This is a genomic window from Streptomyces lanatus (assembly GCF_014655715.1).
GTDB lineage: Bacteria > Actinomycetota > Actinomycetes > Streptomycetales > Streptomycetaceae > Streptomyces > Streptomyces lanatus.
In genome coordinates this window covers 169,434-190,973 of the sequence record NZ_BNBM01000017.1, presented here as the reverse complement: position 1 = coordinate 190,973, position 21,540 = coordinate 169,434, and the positions used below count along the sequence as shown (strand labels likewise).

Below are 21,540 nucleotides of genomic sequence, written 5' to 3'. Positions count from 1 at the left end.
TGACTGATGGATGCATGAGGCATTGGAGTGGCCGGTGACGACACGGGCTTGGCGCGTACACAACACTCGGATGGCAGACAGATGAGTTCCGAATGGCGGACCGTCGCGTAGCCTGCGGCCCCATGAATGACAGGCAAACGGAGACGAGGACGGACCCGAGGATCGCCGTGGTGACCGGCGCCGGCTCCGGTATCGGGCGGGCGGTCGCGGTGGAACTGCTGCGCGCGGGCTGGTCGGTGGCGCTGGCGGGGCGGCGCGTGGAAACGCTGGAGGAGACGGCGGCACTGGTGCCGGAGGGCGCCGCGCTCGCCGTACGGACCGACGTCTCACATCAGGAGGACGTGGCCGCCCTGTTCACCGCCACGGTGGAGCGGTTCGGGCGGGTCGACCTGCTGTTCAACAACGCGGGGACGTTCGGGCCGGGCGGGGTGCCGGTGGAGGAGCTGCCGTACGACGCCTGGCGGCATGTGGTGGACACCAACCTGAACGGGGCGTTCCTGTGCGCGCAGGCGGCGTACCGGCAGATGAAGGAGCAGGACCCACGGGGCGGCCGGATCATCAACAACGGCTCGATCTCCGCGCACACGCCCCGCCCGCACTCGGTGGCCTATACGGCGACCAAGCACGCGCTGACCGGTCTGACGAAGGCGCTCTCACTGGACGGGCGGCCGTACGACATCGCCGTGGGCCAGATCGACATCGGCAACGCGGCGACGGACATGACGGAACGCATGCAGACCGGCGCTCTCCAGGCGAACGGCACGGTGGCGCCCGAGCCCGTGATGGACGTCGCCGACGTGGCGCGGACCGTGCGGCACATGGCGGAGCTGCCGCTTCAGGCGAATGTGCAGTTCGCGACGGTGCTGGCGACCGCGATGCCGTACGTGGGGCGTGGCTGAGATCCGACGGCCGATAGTTGTCTCCACAACTTGCACAAGCGGAATGTGAAATTCCGCTGCGTCGGTGCCGGTAGGCGACTTATGCTCAACATCACCTACACCAGAGCTTCACATTTGGAGTAGGGAGCTTCCGCAGGCCAAACCGAGGGGGGACGGCAGCCGTTCCATGCCACCGGGTGGGGGTGGATCTCGCGTGGGACCGCGAGATACGCACCGGTGCGTGGAACGGCTGCCGTGCAGTCGCAGTCGCCTACGACAAAGTGATCAGCGTCCGAGGATGCGGTCGACCTCGGCCAGCTGCTCCGCGGTGAGCGGCCCCTTCTCCAGCGCCCCCGCGTTCTGCTCGGCCTGCGCGACGGAGCGGAACCCCGGGATCGGCACGGCGTGCGGGCTGCGGGCCCACAGCCAGGCGAGCGCGCCCTGGCCGAGCGTGCGGCCCTCGCTGCCGAGGACCTCCTTGAGCGCGTCGACACGGCCGACCCAGTCCGGATCGGCACCGGACCCGTCCGCGAATCCCTTCAGCCACTCCGGCGGCCGATTCCGGATGTCCCCGGCCTCCAGCGCCTCCCCGCTCCTGCGCCGGCCGGTCAGCAGCCCCATCGCCAGCGGGCTGCGGTTGATGCTCCCCAGCCCCAGCTCCGCGCACAGCGCGAACATCTCGGGCGCGTCCTGGAGCACGTTCGCCATGTGCTGTACGGCCGCACAGTGCTCCCCGCGTGCGAAGACGGCGGCGCGGGCGGGGTCGTCGGTGCTCCAGGCGTAGGCCCGGATCAGCCCTTCACGCACGAACTCCTCGCACAGATCGCGCAGTTCGGCGGCACGCTCAGGGTCCGCGTCGGACAGATGCAGCTGATACAGATCGATGTGGTCGGTGTCCAGGCGCTTCAGGGACGCGGTCAGCGCCCGGCGGGCGTACTCGGGGGTGTCGTCCGCGCCGGTGAGGGTGCGGGTCTCCTCGTCGAAGACGTTGCCCCACTTGGTGGCGACGACGACATCGGCGCGGCGCTTGCCGAGGGCGCGGCCCAGGACGCGCTCACTGTGGCCGGCACCGTAGGTGTCCGCGGTGTCGAAGAAGGTGACACCCAGGTCGAGGGCGCGCCGGACGGCCCGTACCGACTCCTCGTCGTCGACCTTGCCCCAGCCCAGGGGCTGCCCGTCGACGGACTGCCATTCACCGCCGATGGCCCAGCAGCCGAAGCCGAGAGCGCTTACCTCTATGCCGTCGCGTCCCAAAGTCCTCTTGGTCTCCATGAGGTGGGACGTTATGGGTTGGAGCGCACACTAAGGCAAGCCCCCGGGCACGGCTGACAGAAACCGGTTACGCCTGACCGGTCTCGAAGCGGGAGATCCTGCCGTCCTCCTCGACCTCGAAATGCCAGGTGGTGCGCATCTCGCCGTAGGTGTCGTTGCGGTAGCTGGCGAGGAGGTCGCGGCCGTTGTTCGACTCGTTGTCGACCTCCATATGACCGTGGGAGGTGAAGATCTCCCGGTCGATCCAGTCGGCGAGGTCACGGTCGGTGCCGTCGTCCGCCATGGTCGCGCCGGGCGAGAGGATGCTCAGGAAGCCCTCGCGGTCGTGGGCGTTGACGGCGGTGACGAAGGCGCGGACGGCGGGGTCGCTGAGTTTGGACGTCTGAATCGTCATACCGGTCAGCCTCACACCGGGCCCTGCGGTCCGCCACCCGAACGGCGGCGACCGGAGGCCGGTCGGGTATTCCGGGTGCGACGGTGGATACGCGGGAGGGGACCTGTCCCTGCTGTCTGCCCCGGGAGTCGCTGTGAGCGCTTACAACCGACGTGATCTGGGCCTGCTGCTGCTCCGGCTGAGTGCCGGCGGCGTACTGGCCGCGCACGGCACACAGAAGCTGTTCGGCTGGTTCGGCGGACACGGCATCGAGGGGACCGGCCAGTTCATGGAGTCGATCGGCTACCGGCCGGGCAAGGTGAGCGCCACGGCCGCGGGGCTCGCCGAGGCCGGCGGCGGCACGCTGCTGGCCCTGGGCCTCGCGACACCGCTCGCGGGCGCCGCGGCCGCCGGCGGCATGGCGGGAGCGGCCGCGGTGCACGCCCCCAACGGCTTCTTCGCCCAAGAGGGCGGCTACGAGACCGCGGCCACCCTCGGCCTCGCCGCGGCCGGCCTAGCCGTCGCGGGCCCCGGCCGCCTCTCCCTCGACCACACCATGGGCCACCTCTTCGACCGCGGCTGGATGGTCCCGACCGCGCTGGCGGCGACGGCGGCGGTCACGGCGCTGGTGGTGGGGGCGCGGCAGCGCAGGCTGGACCGGCCGGAGAAGGACGAGCAGTTCGACGGGCAGGAGCCGTTGTTCGAGGAGTGAGCGCCATGTGCAGGGGCCCGAACATTTCGGCTGACGGTCCTGCACCAGCATCACGCGGCACTCACACTCTCGGTGTCAGCCGCAACACCGTCCCCTCCCCATTCCCCGACAGGAGCAGCGCCCCGTCCTGCGTGATGGAAAGCCCTGCGAACCGCCGTGCCATACCTGGCATCCCGTTGGCGAAGAGGGCAGGCTCGGCACGCGGAACCACCCCCGCCGGCGCCCCGACCGGCAGGTCCTCCGCATCGGTGCGCACCTCCCCCGTAGTCAAGGACACCGCCCGCAGCCGACGCCGCCCCGTCTCCACCGTGAACAGTTCGTCGCCCAGGACGGCAAGGCCCTGCGGAGCGTCGAGCCCGTCCACGACGACCACCACCGACCCGTCCCCCTCGATCCGCAGCACCGTGCCGGCCCCTTCGTCGCTGACATGGCAGCGCCCCTCGCCGTCGAACGCGACATCCGCCGGCCGATCGAGTCCCTCCGCCAGGACGCTGATCGCGTCGTCCTCGCCGATGCCCACCACCCGCCCCGCGCCCGACTCGGCGACGACCAGCGAGCCGTCCGGCGCGACCGCGATGCCGAGCGGCCGACGCAGCCCGCCGGCCCGCTCGCGCACCGCCCCCGTCTCAGGGTCGTACGTCTGGACCTGCCCGAACTGCGAGGTGAGGTGCAGCAGTTCGCCGTCGGCCACGATGCCGTGCGCGAAGTGCAGCAGGGAGTGCGTGGTGACGCCGCCCTCCCCCGAGGGCTCGGGGCTCGTGACGCGGTAGTGGTCGGCGGCGTAGACGTGTCCCCCCAGGTCGATGGTGACGCCGTACGGCCCGTCCAGGCCGCGCGGCACGATCTCCCGCGTGCGCCCGTCGGGGTGCATCTCGGTGATGCCGCCGCTGGCGTAGCTGGAGACGAACATGCGGTTCTCGGTGTCGAAGGCCGCGTTGTCCAGCCCGACGACCCCGCTGGTGACGAGGTCGCGGGAGCCGCTGCCGTGCAGGTCGATGCGGGTGACGATGCCCTCGGGGCCACGGGAGAGCACATGCAGCACGCCGCCCTGGTCGAACCGTACGGCGACCGGCTGATGGACGTCGTCCGCGACGACCTCGGGCACTCCCCCGTCCGGCGGGATCCGCCAGACCTGGCCGGTGAGCAGGGGATTCGGGCCGCTCATCATGTGCGGGTAGTAGAGGTGGCCGTCCGGGCCGAGCTGCATGGCGTTGCCGAGAGCGAGCCCCTCGGTGAGGACGAAGGGGTCACCCCCGTCCGGAAACAGCTCCATCAGTCGCCCGTCCGGCTTCATCTCGTTCACGAACAGCCGGTCACCGACACACGTGATGCCGTTGGGATTGGCCACATCCCCGGACACGAGCGTGTACTCCCCGTCCGGGCTCCGCCGCCACACCCGCCCCGGCACCAGGTCGGCGATGTACATCGACCCGTCCGCGCCGAAGGCGAGGTCGTCCGGGGACTGGACGGGACTGTCCATCGGTACGACCACTTCCACCTCCCCCGTGGCCGGGTCGACGGCGCTGATCTGCCCGGCGAGGAACTGGGCGACGTACAGCCGCCCGTCCGGCCCGAAGGCGACCCCGTTGGAACCCCACAGCGGATTGGGCGGGTTGAGCCGCTGGGGCACCCAACGGGTGCTGCTGACGGATCGGCCGCCGTCGCCGTACCTGCTCACGCCTCGCCACCCCCCTCCACCAGAACCTCGCGCATACCGCCGTCCTCGCGCCAGCGCCGCAGGAGTTCGTGGAAGGCGACCGGGCCGTCGCCGTACGACTCGCTGCGCTCCCTCGGCCGGCCCTCGTTGTTGTAGTAGCCGGGGGTGCACTCGGCCTGGAACTTGTGCAGGTCGGCGGCCTTGTGACGGATGGTCGCCACCCAGTCGTCCTGCGCCCGGGCGGTCGGCTCGACATACCGGGCCGACCGCTTGCGGGCCTCCGCGACGACCTCGGCGACATGGGTGGCCTGCTCGTCGAGGATGTGGACGTAGTTCACGGCGGAGGCGTTCTGCAGCGGGCCGAGATGGAAGAGATTGGGGAATCCCTGGCTGTAGAAGCCGTGCAGCGTCTTCGGGCCCCCGCTCATCCACGTCCGCAGCAGATCGGCGCCGTCGCGGCCGTACACCGGCAGCCGCCCGGACAGCACGCCCGAGACCCCGACCTCGAAGCCGGTGGCGAAGATGACGCAGTCGACCTCGTATGCACGGTCGCCGACCACGACCGCGTTCTCGGTGATCCGCTCCACGCCATGGGTGTCGGCGGTGTCGACGAGGGTGACGCCGGGCCGGTTGAAGGTCTGGAGGTAGGTGTCGCTGAAGGTGGGCCGCTTGCACATGTAGCGGTACCAGGGCTTGAGCAGCTCGGCGGTCTCCGGATCCTCGACCGCCGCGTCGACCCGCGCCCGGATCTCGTTCATCTTCTGGAAGTCGGCGATCTCATAGGCGAGTTCGCGTTCCTCGGGCGGGACATCGGCGTAGGCGTTGGTCGGGATGAGCTTCTCCTGGAGCCGGGCACTGGACGTCCAGGCGTCGTTCACCAGGTCCTCGTCCTGCCGGACACCGGTGACGACCTTGAGGAAGTTCTCCATACGGTGCCGCTGCCAGCCGGGCCCCAGCGCCTTGGCCCACTCCGGGTCGGTGGGCCGGTTGTCGCGTACGTCGACGGAGGAGGGCGTGCGCTGGAACACGTACAACTCGCGGGCGTCGGCCCCGAGATGCGGTACGACCTGGATGGCGGTGGCGCCGGTGCCGATGAGGGCGACGCGCTTGTCGGCGAGGCCGGTGAGACCGCCCGCGGCATCGCCGCCGGTGTAGGAGTAGTCCCAGCGGCTGGTGTGGAAGGTGCGGCCGCGGAAGTTCTCGATCCCGGGGATGCCGGGCAGCTTGGGCTGGCTGAGGGTGCCGCTGGAGATGACGACATGACCGGCCCGCATCTCGTCACCGCGATCGGTGCGGACGACCCACGCCAAGTCGCTCTCGTCCCACCGCAGTTCGGTCGCCCGGGTCTGGAAGCAGGCGTCGCGGTAGAGGTCGAAGTGCCGGCCGATCGCCATGGCGTGCTGCCGGATCTCCTCGCCGGGCGCGTACTTCCACTTCGGGACGTGGTCGAGCTCTTCGAGGAGCGGCAGGTAGATGTACGACTCGATGTCGCAGTGGATGCCGGGGTAACGGTTCCAGTACCAGGTGCCGCCGAAGTCCCCGGCCTCCTCGATCACCCGGATCGACCCGACACCGGCCTGCCGCAGCCGCGCACCGGCGAGAAGCCCGCCGAAGCCGCCGCCGATGACGACGGCCTCGACACGGTCGCGCAGCGGCTCCCGCTCGGTGAACTCGGTGTACGGGTCGTCGGCGTAGGAACCGAACTCGTCGACGGTGGACCGGTACTGCCGGTTGCCGTCGGGCCGGATCCGACGCTCGCGCTCGGCACGGTACCTGGCACGCAGGGCTTCGGGGTCGAAGTCCAGCTCCATGGGCGCGGTCTCCTCGGTCGTGGGGGGAGGGAAAGCCGGGGCCAGTCAAACGAACCGGGCTGACGGCTCCCAGACATATCCCGGACACTCGACCAATGTGACCCAGGGCACAGGGGATGGTGGCTCTACGGCCGTGCCGCCCGCCCCAGCCAGTAGCCGAAGCCCCGCCGGGTGTGGATCAGCGCGCTCTGCTCGCCGTTGACCTTCCGGCGCAGTCGGGAGACGAGCCGCTCGATGGCACTGTCGGTCGGCGGGTCGTCCCACACATGCCGGCCGATCTGCTCCTTGGACAGCACGCGCTCGGCGTTGACGAGGAGGCAGCGCAGCAGCCGGTACTCGGCCGGGGTGAGCTCGATGCCGCGTTCACCGCGCCGGGCCCGGCGGGTGGCGTCGTCGAGCACGAGATCGCCGTAGCGCAGCGCGCCGTCCCCTCCGGCGGGCCCTTCGCCCCGCACCAACTGCCGTGCCCGGGCGAGGACTTCGGCGACCCGGCCGTGCGCCCCGCCGGTCTGCCCGTCGGCGTCGGGGGCGCCGCCGGGGAGGCTGCCGAGGAACTCGCCGGTGCCGGTGAGCAGCAGGACGGCCGGGCGGTCGGGGGCGAGGAGACGGCGACTGTGCCGCAGGGCGGCGGTGTCCGGCACGGTCACATCGAGGATGACCAGATCGAACCGCCGCTCACCGAGCAACAGCCCGGCCTCGGTGGCACGGTCCACCGCGACGGTCCGGTAGCCGGAGAGTTCCAGCAGCGCGGAGAGCGGCTCGGACGTACGGGGCTCAGCGACGACGAGCAGGACATCCGGTGTCACCGGGACCGCGTCGGTCGACGGCGGCTTCGGCATGGGGTCACTGTACCTGCGGGTCAGCGCCGACGAGGTCCGGCCACTCGCTCATGCCCAGGGCGTGGCGACGAGCCGGATCCGGGCGTGGGGGCCGACGAGCGGGGTGGCGACGGCGGGCAACGGGATGTGGGCGACCCAGCGGCCGGGGGCGGGGTCCTCGTCGGCGCGAGGCGTGGCGGCCGCGCGATGGGCGCGGATGGCGCCCTCGATCTCCGAGTTCCAGGCGGCCCGGATCCCCTGGACGTCCGGATCGGCCTCGGGTGTGCCCACGTCGATGACCAGCGTGTCGGCGAAATCGGCGGACTGCTCCAGATGGTCGAAGAGGTTCAGGATGCCGCCCTCCTCGCGCAGCGAGATCAGCCGTAGATCGAGGGTGAACCGCATGGGCTCGCCCTCGGCGGCGCGCAGACCGCTGTTGAGGAACGTGGTCGCCAGGGGCACCGACGCCTCCTGCCCGTCCGGGGGTGGATCGAGCTGGATCGGGCTCCAGTGGGCCGCGAACCGTTCGTGCATGGGGACGGGCAGCCCGCGCACCGAGAGCCGGGTCTCGGCCTGCCAGACCAGGTCGTCGTCGGTGGACAGCCGGTGGCCGACCAGCGAGGCCTCGACCCGGGTGTCCCCGAACAGGAACCGCCGCAGGTTCTGGTAGCCCTCCTCGGAGTTGACCATGCCGTAGCGCCCGCTGTGGCTGCGGTGCACGTAGGCCCGGTGGGCGCCCGGCACGTACGCCCGCTCGATCTGCACGAGCCCGTCGCTGTGCGGTCCGACGGCGGCGGACGACAGGCCGAGGGCGACGTCGTAGTCCGTCGGGTTGGTGCCGACGAGACAGAAGACCTGCTCGACGGGCAGCGCGCCCGCGCCCTGGGGCATCACCCGGGCGTCCCACCCGTCGGGCGGACCGTCGGGATCCAGGTCGGCCTGTGGAGTGAGGTACTCGTACATCCGCCGGGGCCCGAAGATGTCCGCGCCCTGGATCCCGAAGGCGTCCCGCATCCGCTCCAGCCATCCACCCCCGATGTCGAAGACGATGCCGCCGTGCGGGGTGCCGTAGGTGAAGAACTTGGCGACACAGCCGGCCGCCTCGCGACCCCGGTCGGGCAGGACCTTCTGGAGCAGACACCGGCAGATCAGCCCGCCCATGGAGTGCGCCACGAGAAGGACGGCGGGCGCCCCCGTCTTCTCCCGCAGCCGGTCGATGAGGTCGAGCAGGTCGACGGCGGCGTTCTCCAGCCGGTAGTCCTGCGGGCTGCCGCCCCAGGTACTGGCCGACCGGTCGTAGAACCGGTGGATCCAGACGGAGTTGGCGGGAATCTCGGAGTGCCCGGCCAGATATGCCTCCTGGCTCCCCTTCACGAGTAGCTCGTACCCCTCCTCGCGCAGCAGCCGCAGCAGCGGGCTCTCGAACTGATGAAAGAGAGGCTGGTTGTGCGCGCCGACGCGCACATGGGTGGACCCCTCGTTGAACCCGTAGAAGGGGTCGTCCACGGCCTTGTCGATCCCCCGGGTCCCGCCGGCGAAGCCGCGGACGTAGACGAGGGGGAGCCGGCGGTTGTCCTCCACGGGATGCCTCCGAGCGCTCGGGTCCACAACTCCTGAGTAGATGAACTCCGGAACCCTCACCTCCAGGAATAGCCCGGACAGGTGACACCGTGCGACGGACCCGCCGCCCCGCCCCGTAGAGCAGACGACAGCCGTCTTCAGGGAGGGGAACGGACAGTGGCAGGGCACGGAGTCAGAGCCGCCAGGGGTACGGCGGCCGCGATGGCGGCGATGGTCGCGCTGACCGCGTCAGGGGCGCCGGGCACGGTCCCGGCACGCGCCTCGGCGCCGACGCCGAGGCAGGAACCCGCCGAGCACGGACCGAGCGTCTCCGGCGACACCCCGTACCGCACGGACCTGCCGCCGCTGCGGACCGGAAAGCCCGACGGGGACGAGGCGGAGGAGTACGGCGCGCTGCCGGCGAGCGTGTTCGCCGCGTACCGCCGGGCGGAGGAGCGGCTCGCTCGCGAGGCGCCCGGCTGTCGCCTTCGGTGGCAGCTGCTGGCGGCGCTCGGCCAGGTGGAGTCCGGGCAGGCCCGGGGCGAGCGAAGCGAGATGGGGGTCCCCCCGGACGGAGTCTGGGGGAGCGTGACGCCGGACGGTACGACCGTGACACCGATCCTCGGCCCACGGCTGGACGGCGTGGCCTTCGCGCTGATCCGGGACACGGACGGGGGCGCCCACGACGGGGACACGGTGTACGACCGGGCGGTGGGGCCGATGCAGTTCATCCCGTCGACGTGGGCCCGCTGGGGCGCGGACGGCAACGGTGACGGGCGTACGGATCCGAACAACGTCTTCGACGCGGCCCTGGCCGCCGGGCGCTACCTGTGCGCGGGCGGGCGGGATCTGTCGGTCCCGGCCGAGCTGGACCGGGCGATCCTCGGCTACAACCACTCGGCGGCCTATCTACGCACGGTGCGGGCCTGGTACGCGTACTTCCTGGACGGACACCGGGTGATCCCGGACGCCTCCGCCGGCTCCTCGGCACGCCCCGAGCCGTCGTCACGGTCACACCCGAAGCCGAAGAAGGCCACACGGGCACCCTCCGCCCCTGCGAGCGCCTCCCCGTCCCGCACACAATCGCCCCCCGCCCCGTCCCGTCCGACCGCCGCCCCCGAGGAGTCCGACAGCCCGCAACTCCCCCTCCCTTCCCCGGACATCGAGCTCCCCGCCGACGACCTGCTGTCCGTCGACGCCCCGCTGACCAGTAACAGCGCGGAATCGATGACCGCCACCCCCTCCACAACGGCGGATACCGAGCGGTAATGTCGCGCCCCGCCGGACGGCACAGGACCGGCGGGTGAGCGCGAAGGGGCCCTCATGGCGACGGACATGCCTGCGGAGGCGGATTCCTCCGACGAGCGTTGGCAGCGCATGTGGAGCCACCGCGAGCAACTGCTCAAGGTGGCCCGGCGCAGGTCGATGAGTGCGGAGGACGCCGAGGACGCGGTGCACGAGGCGATGCTGCGCGCCGCCGAGCGCCCCGGCCTGGACGACGAGCGGCTGGCGGCCTGGCTGACGACGGTCACGATGCGGCTGTGCGTCGACCGTTACCGGCAGGTGAACCGTGAGGCCGAGGTGCGGACGATCCCGACCCTCGTCGCGCCCGGTCCCGTTCCCGTCGAGGAGGCGGTGTGCGACCGGGCCGAGGCGACGTGGCTGGCGGTCCGCAGTGGTGAGCTGCCCGCGCGCCAGGCGGAGGCGCTGCGGCTGAAGTCGGAGGACCTCGACGTCGGGCAGGTCGCCGCCAGGATGGGACTGAGCTACCGGACCGTCGAGTCGCTGCTCGCCCGGGCGCGGCGGACCCTGCGGCAGTCCCTGGCCGCGACGCTCGGCTTCGCGCTGTTCCTCATCGGGTGGGGGCGGCCGCGCGGCGGCGGCAGGGTGCAGGCCGTGGGGCTGGCTTCGACGGCGGCGACCTTGGCGGTGGCGGGGTTCGTCCTGCCGTACGCGCTCGACGGGGGCGGAGGCGGAGGCGGTGCGGCTCCGCGGCCTGCCGTCGCCTCGCCGGGGGGCGTGGAGGCTCAGCGGCCCGACGGCGGTGGCGACGGTCGCACGCGCCGGGGGAACACGCCGACCGCCACATCGGGCGAACCGAAGGCGGCCGAGTCCCCGGCAGGCGAATCGTTGCTGCCGCTGTCCGTGCCGTCGCTGCCGGCGGCGGCCCCGGACGTCCCCCCGCTCCCCGTGTCTCCGCTGCCGGTGCTGTCCGCGCCGGAGGTCTCCCAGGTGACGGAGCTGCCGGACCTCCCCGAGGCCCCTGACCTGCCGGTCGAGCCCCCGGCCGTACCGTCCGCCCCGCTCCCCCTCCCCACGGCGACCCCCCTGCCGACGGCGACCTCCCTGCCGTAGAAAAAATTCCGCGCCCCGAGCGACGGACGCCCGTCCCCTCCCCGTAGAGCAGATGTCAGAGCTGCTCCACGGGCATGGGTGAAGGGTGGGACCGGATGGGTGTCGAGATCTGTGTGGAAGGGCTGACCAAGTCCTTCGGTCACCAGGTCATCTGGCAGGACGTGTCGCTGACGCTGCCCGCCGGGGAGGTCTCGGTCATGCTCGGCCCGTCGGGCACGGGCAAGTCGGTGTTCCTCAAGACGCTCGTCGGACTGCTGAAGCCGGAGCGCGGGTCGATCACGATCCAGGGCCGGGACATCACCCGGCTCCGCGAGCACGACCTGTACGAGGTGCGGAAGCTCTTCGGCGTGCTGTTCCAGGACGGCGCGCTGTTCGGCTCCATGAACCTGTACGACAACATCGCCTTCCCGCTGCGCGAGCACACCCGTAAGTCCGAGAGCGACATCCGGCGCATCGTGCTGGAGAAGATGGACATGGTCGGGCTGATCGGGGCGGAAGGGAAGCTGCCCGGTGAGATCTCGGGCGGCATGCGCAAGCGGGCGGGGCTCGCACGGGCCCTGGTGCTGGATCCCGAGATCATCCTCTTCGACGAGCCCGACTCGGGCCTGGACCCCGTCCGCGTCGCCTACCTCAACCAGCTCATCGTCGACCTCAACGCCCAGATCGACGCCACCTTCCTGATCGTCACGCACGACATCGCCTCGGCCCGGCAGGTGCCGGACAACATCGGGCTGCTGTTCCGCCGCGAGCTGGTGATGTTCGGGCCCCGGGAGGAACTGCTGACCAGCGGCGAGCCTGTCGTACGGCAGTTCCTGAACGGCCGTATGCAGGGCCCGATCGGCATGGCGGAGGAGAAGGACGCCGCGCAGGTCGAGCAGGAGCTGGCCGCGCTCGTCGACCGGGCCCCCGTCGAGGAGCTGACTCCCCGCCTGCTGCCGGGGCCGGGCATCCCCCGGCCACCCCGCTGGGAGGCGATCGCGCGACGCGAAGCCGCACTGAGGGCCAACGCATGAGCCTGTCACCGATCGGGGCGCTACGTCACTCCGGGAACCTGTTCGCGATGGCGCTGGACGTCGTCCGGACCGTCCCCCGACGGCCCTTCCAAGCAAGGGAGTTCATCCAGCAGGCGTGGTTCGTGGCGAGCGTGACGATCCTCCCGACCGCCCTCGTCTCCATCCCCTTCGGCGCGGTCATCGCGCTCCAGATCGGCAGCCTGACCCGGCAGCTGGGCGCCCAGTCCTTCTCCGGGGCCGCCTCCGTGCTGGCCGTGCTGCGCGAGGCATCGCCGATCGTGACCGCGCTGCTGATCGCGGGGGCGGGCGGCACAGCGATCTGCGCGGACCTCGGGGCACGGAAGATCCGCGACGAGATCGACGCGATGCAGGTGCTCGGCATCGACCCCATCCACCGGCTGGTCGTGCCGCGCGTGCTCGCGTCGATGGTGGTGGCGGTGCTGCTCAACGGGCTGGTGTCGGTGGTCGGCGTGGCGGGCGGCTACTTCTTCAACGTCGTCCTGCAGAACGGCACTCCCGGCGCCTATCTCGCCTCCTTCACCACCCTCGCCCAGCTCTCCGACCTGTGGGCGGCCGAGATCAAGGCACTCGTCTTCGGCGCGATCGCGGCGATCGTCGCCTCGTACAAGGGGCTCACCGCGAAGGGCGGACCGAAAGGCGTGGGCGACGCGGTGAACCAGTCGGTGGTGATCACCTTCATGTTGCTGTTCGTGACCAACTTCGTGATGACCGCCGTGTACTTCCAGGTCGTCCCGCAGAGAGGTTGAGGCATGGCTCTGTTGCGAAACCTGGAGGAGCTGGGCCGCCAACTCTCCTTCTACGGACGCTCGTTGGCGTGGACCGGACGCACCCTGCGTCGCTACAAGAAGGAGATCCTGCGGCTGCTGGCCGAGGTGAGCTTCGGGCGCGGGGCGCTCGCGGTGGTGGGCGGCACGGTGGGCGTGATCGCCTTCCTGTCCTTCTTCACCGGCACCGAGGTGGGCCTCCAGGGCTACGCGGCCCTCAACCAGCTCGGCACCTCCAACTTCGTCGCGTTCCTCTCGGCGTACTTCAACACCCGCGAGATCGCCCCGCTGGTGGCCGGACTCGCGCTGTCCGCGACGGTCGGCGCGGGCTTCACGGCCCAGCTCGGCGCGATGCGGATCAGCGAGGAGACCGACGCGCTGGAAGTGATGGGCGTGCCCTCGCTGCCGTTCCTGGTGACGACGCGGATGATCGCCGGGTTCGTCGCCGTGATCCCGCTGTACGTGGTCGGCCTGCTGTCGTCGTACCTCGCCGCCCGCACGATCACCACCGGCTACTACGGCCAGTCGGCCGGCACCTACGACCACTACTTCCAGCAGTACCTGCCCCCGGTCGACGTGCTGTGGTCCTTCGGCAAGGTGCTCGTCTTCGCCGTCCTGATCATCCTGGTGCACTGCTTCTACGGCTACTACGCGAGCGGCGGCCCGGCGGGCGTCGGCGTCGCGGTGGGCCGTGCGGTGCGGACGTCGATCGTGGCGATCAACGTCCTGGACTTCTTCCTGTCGCTGGCGATCTGGGGCGCCAACACGACCGTACGGATCGCGGGGTGAGCGGACGGATGAGAGCACGTCGTATGAGGGTGCTGAGACTGCGGTTGTACGGCGTGGTCTTCCTCGCCGTACTCGCACTGCTGCTGTCGCTGTCCGTGGCCGTCTACCGGCAGGCGTTCACGCCGGTCGTGCGGATCACGCTGGAGGCCGACGGCCTCGGCAACCAGCTCGACCCACGGGCCGACGTCAAGCTGCGTGGACTGCTGGTCGGCGAGGTGCGCGAGGTGCACGCCGACGGCACGAAGGCGCGGCTCGACATCGCGCTGAAGCCGGAGCACGTCGCCCGCATCCCGTCGGACGTGCACGCGCGGCTGCTGCCCAAGACGCTGTTCGGCGAGAAGTACGTCGACCTGGTGCCGCCCTCCGATACGTCCGCCCGCCCGATCCGCGCCGGTGACGTCATCACCCAGGACCGCACCCGAGTCGGCATCGAGGTGCAGCAGCTGTTGAACGACCTGCTCCCCCTCCTCCGCGCCGTCCAGCCCGGCAAGCTCAACGCCACGCTCTCCGCCGTCGCCACCGCCCTCGAAGGCCGCGGCGACCGCATCGGGGACAACCTCACACGCCTGGAGGCCTACCTGCGCCGCCTCAACCCCCATCTGCCGTCCCTCACCGAGGACATCGCCCGCTTCGCCGAGGTCGCCGAGGTCTACGGCGACGCGGCACCCGACCTGATGGAGATCCTGCGCAACACCGTCACCACCAGCCGCACCCTCGTCGAGCAGAAGGACCGGCTGGCGGCGGCGCTGAAGGCCACGGCGACCGTGGCGGGCACGGCGGAGGACTTCCTCGACGCGAACGGCGGCCGGCTGATCACCCTCGGCCGGGTCTCGCGCCCGACCTTGGAGCTGTTCGCCCGCTACTCGCCCGAGTACCCGTGTCTGCTGGCCGGTCTGGTCCGGCAGGAGAAGGCCTCGGAGGAGGCGTTCCGGGGCGGGAAGATGCACATCACGCTGGAGGTCGTACGGCCGCAGGGGGCGTACGAGCCGGGCGAGGAGCCGCGTTACGGCGAGCGGTCGGGGCCCGATTGCCGTGGTCTGCCGGGTCCTCCGGTGCCGGCGCCCGGGGTTCATCTCAACGACGGTTCGAGGGCGGCGAGTTCGTCCTCCGGGCCGGGCGGTGTGTCCGCGACCAGGGCCGAACAGCGGGCCGTCGGGTCGCTCGTGGCCCCGGTTCTCGGCGTGCCCGCTGACGCGGTGCCGCCGGTGGCGACGCTGCTGTTCGGGCCGTTGGCGCGCGGGACGGCGGTGAGTGTGGCATGAGAACCACGGGCGCACGGCAGACCGCCGCTCCCCTGATCAGGTTCAGCCTCTTCGCCCTGGTGACGGTCCTGGCGACGGCCCTTCTGGCCGCCACCATCGTGAACATCTCCTTCACCCCGGAGCATCGCTATCGCGCGGTCTTCAGCGACGTCACCGGCCTTGAGGAGGGCGACGACATCCGGGTGGCCGGGGTGCGGGTCGGCGAGGTCGAGGGCATCCGGATCAAGGACCGGACGCTGGCCGAGGTCACCTTCACGGTCAGCCAGGACCGGCCGCTGCTCACCGGCACGGGCGCGGTCATCCGGTACCGCAACCTGGTGGGCCAGCGGTACGTGGCGCTGACGGAGGGCGCGGGCGCCGGAAGGCACCTGCGCCCCGGGGCGACGATCCCGCTCTCCCGCACGCAACCGGCCCTGGACCTCAACGCCCTGCTGAACGGCTTCAAACCGCTGTTCGCCGCGCTCAGCCCGAACGACGTCAACCAGCTCGCCACCGAGATCATCCGCACCCTCCAGGGCGAGGGCGGCACCGTGAACAGCCTCCTCGTGCACACGGCGTCGCTCACCTCGACGCTGGCCGGCCGCGACAAGCTGATCGGCTCGGTGATCGACAACCTCAACACCGTGCTGGGGACGCTGGACAAGCGGGGCGCACGCTTCTCCGGGCTGCTGACGCAACTGCGCCGGGTGATCTCCGGGCTGTCCGCCGACCGCAAGCCCATCGGGCAGTCGCTGACGAACATCGGCGATCTGACGGAGGCCACCTCGGGCCTGCTGAAGGACGCGCGTCCGGCGCTGAAGGACGACATCGCCGAGCTGACCGACCTCACCGGGACGCTGAACGACAACGAGAAGACCGTGGAGGGCGTGCTGAAGCGGCTGCCGAACAAGCTGAACGAGCTGACGGGGACGGCGTCCTACGGCTCGTGGTTCAACTTCTACCTGTGTGACTTCGACGGCCGGATCGTCCTCCCGAGGACCAAGCAGGTGCTGACTCCCGACCTGCATGTGGCGAGGGCGAGGTGCGGGGCATGAGCCGGAGGAAGAATCGCCCGAAACCGCTGTTCAAGGTGCGCGTGGAACCCCCTCGCATACGGCTGCCGCTACGGCTCCCTCGCCTGGGCCCCTTCCGTGAGCGCAACGCCGTCGTCATCGGGGCGGTCGGCCTCACGGTCCTCGCCCTGCTGACGGTGGCCGCCTTCAACGCCGACCGCCTCCCTGTGATCGGCGACGGCGAGACGTACAGCGCCGCCTTCGCCGAGGCGGGCGGTCTCAAGCCGGGTGACGAGGTGCGGATCGCCGGGGTCAAGGTCGGCAAGGTCCAGGAGGTCGACCTGGACGGCGACCATGTCAAGGTCACCTTCAAGATCAAGGGCGAGCCCGCCTTCGGCACGGAGACCGGCGCGTCGATCCGGGTCAAGACGATCCTGGGCGCGAAGTACATGGCCCTGCACCCCAAGGGGAAGGGCCGGTTGAAGCCGGGCAGCGAGATCCCGCTCCGGCGCACGGTCCCCGCATACGACGTCGTACAGGCCTTCAGCGACCTCACCACCACGACGGAGAGGGTCGACACCGACCGCGTGGCGAAGGCCCTGGACACCATCTCGTCCACCTTCGAGGACTCCCCCTCGGAGGTACGGGCGTCGATCAAGGGCCTGTCGCAGATCTCCCGGACGGTGGCCTCCCGCGACAAGGCGCTGCGCGAGCTGCTCGCTCACGCGAACGGCGTCACGGACGTACTGGCCGACCGGTCGTCGGACTTCACCACGCTGGTCAAGGACGGCGACAAGCTGTTCAAGGAGATCAGCAGACGGCGCGAGGCGATCCACAGGTTGCTGAAGAGCTCCGCCGCCCTCGGCATCCAGCTCTCCGGCCTGGTCCAGGACAACGACAAGGAGATCGGGCCCGCGCTCAAGGGCCTGGACCGCGTGGTGCACATGCTCGAACGGAACCAATCCAGCCTGGACCGGAGCATCAAGCTCATGGCTCCCTATGTCCGGCTCTTCACCAACACCCTGGGCAACGGCCGCTGGTTCGACTCCTACGTCCAGAACCTGGTCGCGGCTCCGGTGGTGCCCCGGACGCGGACGGGAGGGGCGCGATGAACAGCCGTTGGAAGAAGCGCACGGCCCTGCTGACCTCCCTTGTCCTGGTCGTCGCGCTCGCCTACGTCCTGTGGCCGCGCCCCGAGCCGGTCCGCGTCACGGCGTACTTCCCGCGCACGGTCGGCATCTACCCGGGCTCGGACGTCCGCGTCCTCGGCGTCCGGATCGGCGAGGTCAAGGAGATCACGCCGGAGGGCGGGCGGGTGCGGGTGGAGCTGGAGTACGACGCCGGCCGGAAGGTCCCGGCGGACGCACAGGCGGCCATCATCAACTCCTCGGTGGTCAGCGACCGTTATGTGCAGCTGCTGCCGGTGTACCGGGGCGACGGTCCGGTGCTGCGGGACGGGGACGAGATCCCCGAGTCGCGTACGGCCGTACCCGTCGAACTGGACCGTATCTTCGACAGCCTCCACACCACGGCCGAGGCGCTCGGCCCCGAGGGCGCCAACAAGGACGGGGCCCTGTCCCGGCTGCTGGGGGTGAGTGCGGACAATCTCGACGGCCAGGGCGAGAACCTGCACCGGACGGTCGAGGACCTGTCGGCGGCGGTCACGACCCTGTCCGACGGCCGCACCGACCTGTTCGGCACGGTCCGCAACCTCCAGGTCTTCACGGCGGCGCTGGCGGCCGACGACAAGAGCGTGCGGTCGTTCAACAGCAGCCTCGCGAAGGTCGCCGGTCAACTGGCGGGCGAGCGCGAGGACTTGGCGGCCGCGCTGAAGAATCTGGGGACGGCGCTGGGCGACGTGTCGGCCTTTGTTCAGCGGAACAAGAGGTCGCTGACCTCGAACGTGGCGGGCCTGAGCAAGGTGACCAAGGTGCTCGTCACCCAACGGGCGGCGCTGGAGGAGCTGCTGGAGGTGGCCCCGACCGGCATGTCGAACCTCAACAACGCCTACAACCCGTCGGCCGGCACCCTCGACACCCGCAACAACGCCGATCAGGCGCAGGACCCGGCGTCGCTGCTCTGCTCGATCCTGCGGACAACGGGCGAGAAGACCGACTGCCGGGACCTGAAGGAGCTCTTCGACTCCCTGCCCGAGGTGCCGCAGGGCGGCCCGGCGGTCACGGGCACGGTCGACCGCACGCTCGGCGGCATTCTGGGGGCGAGGGCATGAGGGGGGCAGCGCGCAAGGGCGGGGTGCTCGCATGGGCGGCGGTCGGTTCGCTGCTCCTCTCCGGCTGCGAATTCAACGGCTGGTACGACGTCCAGCTCCCCGGCGGGGCCGCCTCGGACGGCAACGCGTACCACGTCACCGTCGAGTTCCGAGACGTACTCGACCTCGTGCCGCAGTCGGCGGTGAAGGTCAACGACGTGACGGTCGGCGCGGTCGAGAAGGTCGAGCTGGACGGCTGGCACGCGCGCGTACGCCTCCGGGTCGCGGACTCGGTGAAGCTGCCGGCCAACGCGACAGCGGAACTACGCCAGACGAGCATGCTCGGCGAGAAGTACGTGGCGCTGTCGAAGCCGACGGCCACGGCGCCGGTCGGCCGACTGGGCGAAGGCGATGTGATCCCGCTGTCCCGCAGCGGCCGCAACCCGGAGATCGAAGAGGTGCTGTCCGCGCTGTCGGCCCTGCTCAACGGCGGCGGGGTGGCCCAGCTGAAGACGATCACCGTGGAGCTGAACAAGGCGCTGCAGGGCCGCGAGAACCGGGTGAAGTCCCTGCTGGGGGAGCTGAATGTGTTCCTGGGCGGCCTGGACGAGCAGAAGAAGGACATCGTCCGCGCCCTGAAGGCGGTGGACCGACTCGCCGGACGCCTCGGCAAGGAGAAGAAGACCATCGCCGAGGCGGTCGACACGATGCCACCGGCTCTCAAGGTCCTGGCCGACCAGCGGCGTGACCTGACGCGCATGCTCACCGCGCTGTCGGAGCTCGGCAGGACGGGCACGAAGGTGGTCGACGCCTCGCACGACGACACGGTCGCCAACCTGAAGCAGCTCGGCCCGATCCTGCGGCAGCTCAACAAAGCGGGCGACGATCTCCCCAACTCCCTTGAACTGCTGACGACTTACCCGTTCCCACGCAACGCGGTGGACGCGATCAAGGGCGACTATGTGAACCTCCACATCACTGCGGACCTGGATCTGGCCGGGATCTACGGCAACTTGACGGAGAAGCCGGGCGGCGGCGACGGAGACGGGGACACGGAGGGGCCGGGGCTTCCCGAGACCCCCGACCTGCCGGACGTACCGGATCTCCCGAAGGTGCCGGGTGTACCGACGCCCACGGCGCTGCCGAACACGCCGTCGTCACCCTCCTCCCCGCCCGTCGGCGACGACCTGCTGTGCCCGCCGGTGTGCACGGCCGGCTACGCGGCCGGGGGCGACTGGCCCGAGGGGATCGATCTCGAACTCGCCGAGCTGATGCTGAAGGGGGTCCAGCCGTGATCACCCGTACGGTCAAGATCCAGCTGCTGGCCTTCGCCACCATCACGGCGGTAGGGGTGTCGTACGTGGGCGCCGAATACACCGGGTTGGTGGATGACGTCCTGGACCGCGGCTACACGGTCCGCGCGGACTTCCCCGACTCCGGGGGCGTCTTCTCCGGCGCCGAGGTGACGTACCGCGGGGTGCCGGTGGGGAAGGTGGGCGCGCTGCGCCTGACGGGCGACGACGGTGTGTCCGTGGCCCTGGACATCGAGGACGGGGCGCCCCGCATCCCCGCGAACACACTCGCCGTGGTGGCGAACCGCTCGGCGGTGGGCGAGCAATACGTCGACCTGCAGCCGCGCACATCCCAAGGCCCGTACTTGCTGGACGGCAGCGACATCCCGCGCCGGAACACCCGCGTACCGCTGCCGACGACGGACTTGGTCCTCAGCCTGGACCGCCTGGTGAACTCGGTCGGCAGGAAAGACCTGCGGGTCACCGTGGACGAGTTGGAGAAGGCGTTCGCGGGGACCGGCCCGAACCTGAGCCGCCTGGTGGACTCGGGAAACGAGCTGATCGAGTCGGCGTCGGAGGCGCTGCCGGAGACGATCGAGCTGATCGAGGACTCGCGGACGGTCCTGAAGACGCAAGCGGACCAGGGTTCGTCGATCAGATCCTTCGCACGGGATCTGGCGCTGCTCTCCGCCCAGTTGAAGAAGAGCGACGGGGACCTGCGCAAGTTGATCGGCAATGCTCGACCGGCGGCGCAGGAGGTGAACTCGCTGCTGAAGTCGGTGGAGCCCGAGCTGTCGGTCCTGCTGGCGAACCTGATCAGCGGCGGCCAAGTGACCCTGGCTCGCCTCCCCGGCGTGGAGCAGGCCCTGGTCACCTTCCCGGCGATGGTGGCGGGCAGCTACACGGTCATCCCCGGTGACGGCACGACCCACTTCGGCCTGGTGGTGAACGCCGACGACCCGCCGGCCTGCACCCAGGGCTACGGCATGACACGGCGCGACCCGGCGGACACCAGCACCCGCGACGCGAACACGCAGGCCCGCTGCGCGCTGCCGCGCGGGAGCGAGTCGTCGGTGCGGGGCGCGCAGAACGCGCCAGGAGCGACCGGCGGCTACGGCGACACGAACCGGGCGGCATACGTCGCCCCGTACGACCCGGAGACCGGCACCACCACCGGCCCGGACGGAACGACCGTCCGGATCGGCTCGACGGGCGGTCAGCGAACCGTATTCGGAAAGGAGTCGTGGCAATGGCTACTCGTTGGCCCGATGGCATGAGAAAGCCCCTGCCTGTGGGGTTGGCGACGGCGACCGTCGTCACCACGGCACTGACGATCTGGCTCACCCTGGGCCTCCTGGAACAGTGCGAGGCGGACCGGCACCGCCAGGACATCCTGGCCGCGGCCCGACAGTCAGCCCTGAACTTCACGTCGCTGGACTACCGCCACTACGACCGCGACAGCGCGAACGTCCTGTCGGGCGCGACCGGCGACTTCAAGAAGCAGTTCACGGCGCAGACGGAGCAGTTGACGGAGTTGGTGCGCCAGAACAAGTCGGTCTCCGAAGGCCAGGTCCTGGAGGCGGGCATCGTCCGCTCCGACGCGAACTCGGCCCGTGTCCTGGTGGTGGCCGACAGCAAGGTGACCAACACGGCGGTGCCGCAGGGCGAGGCGCGAACATACCGCCTCCAGCTGGACCTGGTCCACAGGGACGGCCGCTGGCTGACGTCGGACGTCGAGTTCGTCGGCTGACAAGCACGATTG

Annotated in this window: 20 protein-coding genes; 14 read left to right on the top strand and 6 right to left on the bottom strand. The window is 70.6% G+C overall.

Features of this window, described 5'->3' with window-relative positions; all coding sequences use genetic code 11:
* Positions 1 to 122 precede the first annotated feature (122 nt).
* Positions 123 to 899 carry an SDR family oxidoreductase gene (locus IE325_RS35360; RefSeq protein WP_190074221.1) on the top strand — a complete coding sequence of 259 codons (777 nt, stop codon included), beginning with the start codon at positions 123 to 125 and terminating at the stop codon, positions 897 to 899.
* 264 nt (positions 900 to 1,163) lie between these two features.
* Here IE325_RS35360 and IE325_RS35355 read toward each other — a convergent pair whose 3' ends face one another.
* Together IE325_RS35355 and IE325_RS35350 are read right to left on the bottom strand one after the other, a co-directional pair.
* Entirely contained in the window at positions 1,164 to 2,150 is a 987-nt protein-coding gene (locus IE325_RS35355) for an aldo/keto reductase (RefSeq protein WP_190074220.1), read from the bottom strand.
* A gap of 67 nt (positions 2,151 to 2,217) precedes the next feature.
* Complete coding sequence (locus IE325_RS35350; RefSeq protein ID WP_190074219.1) at positions 2,218 to 2,544, bottom strand: nuclear transport factor 2 family protein; 327 nt, start codon at positions 2,542 to 2,544, stop codon at positions 2,218 to 2,220.
* 133 nt (positions 2,545 to 2,677) lie between these two features.
* On the opposite strand from IE325_RS35350, the gene IE325_RS35345 reads away from it, so the two are divergent.
* Complete coding sequence (locus IE325_RS35345; protein WP_190074218.1) at positions 2,678 to 3,235, top strand: DoxX family membrane protein; 558 nt, start codon at positions 2,678 to 2,680, stop codon at positions 3,233 to 3,235.
* Between the two features lie 61 nt (positions 3,236 to 3,296).
* Here the strand turns inward: IE325_RS35345 and IE325_RS35340 are convergent, their stop codons facing one another.
* From IE325_RS35340 to IE325_RS35325, 4 genes are all read right to left on the bottom strand, one after another.
* Entirely contained in the window at positions 3,297 to 4,913 is a 1,617-nt protein-coding gene (locus IE325_RS35340) for a hypothetical protein (protein WP_229912235.1), read from the bottom strand.
* Positions 4,910 to 6,703 carry a flavin-containing monooxygenase gene (locus IE325_RS35335; protein WP_190074217.1) on the bottom strand — a complete coding sequence of 598 codons (1,794 nt, stop codon included), beginning with the start codon at positions 6,701 to 6,703 and terminating at the stop codon, positions 4,910 to 4,912. The genes IE325_RS35340 and IE325_RS35335 overlap by 4 nt, the downstream gene beginning before the upstream one ends.
* A gap of 125 nt (positions 6,704 to 6,828) precedes the next feature.
* Entirely contained in the window at positions 6,829 to 7,542 is a 714-nt protein-coding gene (locus tag IE325_RS35330; protein WP_190074216.1) for a response regulator transcription factor, read from the bottom strand.
* 48 nt (positions 7,543 to 7,590) lie between these two features.
* Entirely contained in the window at positions 7,591 to 9,102 is a 1,512-nt protein-coding gene (locus tag IE325_RS35325) for an esterase/lipase family protein (protein WP_190074215.1), read from the bottom strand.
* 201 nt (positions 9,103 to 9,303) lie between these two features.
* Between IE325_RS35325 and IE325_RS35320 the strand changes: the two genes are divergently transcribed.
* The 12 genes from IE325_RS35320 (at position 9,304) to IE325_RS35265 (ending at position 21,528) form a co-directional block, all read left to right on the top strand.
* Positions 9,304 to 10,350: a lytic transglycosylase domain-containing protein gene (locus IE325_RS35320; RefSeq protein ID WP_229912245.1), complete on the top strand. Its 1,047-nt coding sequence runs from the start codon at positions 9,304 to 9,306 to the stop codon at positions 10,348 to 10,350.
* A 54-nt stretch (positions 10,351 to 10,404) separates the two neighbouring features.
* Positions 10,405 to 11,436 (top strand): sigma-70 family RNA polymerase sigma factor, encoded by a 1,032-nt coding sequence (locus IE325_RS35315; RefSeq protein WP_190074214.1) that lies wholly within the window; start codon positions 10,405 to 10,407, stop codon positions 11,434 to 11,436.
* A 95-nt stretch (positions 11,437 to 11,531) separates the two neighbouring features.
* Positions 11,532 to 12,449 carry an ABC transporter ATP-binding protein gene (locus IE325_RS35310; protein ID WP_190074213.1) on the top strand — a complete coding sequence of 306 codons (918 nt, stop codon included), beginning with the start codon at positions 11,532 to 11,534 and terminating at the stop codon, positions 12,447 to 12,449.
* A complete protein-coding gene (locus IE325_RS35305; protein ID WP_190074212.1) occupies positions 12,446 to 13,216 on the top strand; it encodes an MlaE family ABC transporter permease in 771 nt (256 codons plus the stop codon). The genes IE325_RS35310 and IE325_RS35305 overlap by 4 nt, the downstream gene beginning before the upstream one ends.
* A 3-nt stretch (positions 13,217 to 13,219) precedes the next feature.
* Positions 13,220 to 14,023, top strand: a complete 804-nt coding sequence (locus IE325_RS35300; protein ID WP_190074211.1) for an MlaE family ABC transporter permease — start codon at positions 13,220 to 13,222, stop codon at positions 14,021 to 14,023.
* A gap of 23 nt (positions 14,024 to 14,046) precedes the next feature.
* The gene (locus IE325_RS35295; RefSeq protein WP_190074210.1) at positions 14,047 to 15,285 is read left to right on the top strand and encodes an MCE family protein; all 1,239 of its coding nucleotides are present in this window, start codon (positions 14,047 to 14,049) and stop codon (positions 15,283 to 15,285) included.
* Positions 15,282 to 16,319, top strand: coding sequence for an MCE family protein (locus IE325_RS35290; protein WP_190074209.1), 1,038 nt, complete (start codon positions 15,282 to 15,284; stop codon positions 16,317 to 16,319). Before IE325_RS35295 ends, IE325_RS35290 begins: the two co-directional genes overlap by 4 nt.
* Positions 16,316 to 17,389 carry an MCE family protein gene (locus IE325_RS35285; RefSeq protein ID WP_373315271.1) on the top strand — a complete coding sequence of 358 codons (1,074 nt, stop codon included), beginning with the start codon at positions 16,316 to 16,318 and terminating at the stop codon, positions 17,387 to 17,389. Before IE325_RS35290 ends, IE325_RS35285 begins: the two co-directional genes overlap by 4 nt.
* Positions 17,386 to 18,507, top strand: coding sequence for an MCE family protein (locus IE325_RS35280; RefSeq protein WP_190074208.1), 1,122 nt, complete (start codon positions 17,386 to 17,388; stop codon positions 18,505 to 18,507). Before IE325_RS35285 ends, IE325_RS35280 begins: the two co-directional genes overlap by 4 nt.
* Positions 18,504 to 19,781, top strand: a complete 1,278-nt coding sequence (locus IE325_RS35275) for an MCE family protein (protein ID WP_190074207.1) — start codon at positions 18,504 to 18,506, stop codon at positions 19,779 to 19,781. The genes IE325_RS35280 and IE325_RS35275 overlap by 4 nt, the downstream gene beginning before the upstream one ends.
* Positions 19,778 to 21,055, top strand: coding sequence for an MCE family protein (locus IE325_RS35270; protein WP_190074206.1), 1,278 nt, complete (start codon positions 19,778 to 19,780; stop codon positions 21,053 to 21,055). Before IE325_RS35275 ends, IE325_RS35270 begins: the two co-directional genes overlap by 4 nt.
* Positions 21,052 to 21,528: an Rv1363c family protein gene (locus IE325_RS35265; protein WP_229912233.1), complete on the top strand. Its 477-nt coding sequence runs from the start codon at positions 21,052 to 21,054 to the stop codon at positions 21,526 to 21,528. The genes IE325_RS35270 and IE325_RS35265 overlap by 4 nt, the downstream gene beginning before the upstream one ends.
* Positions 21,529 to 21,540: the final 12 nt, after the last annotated feature.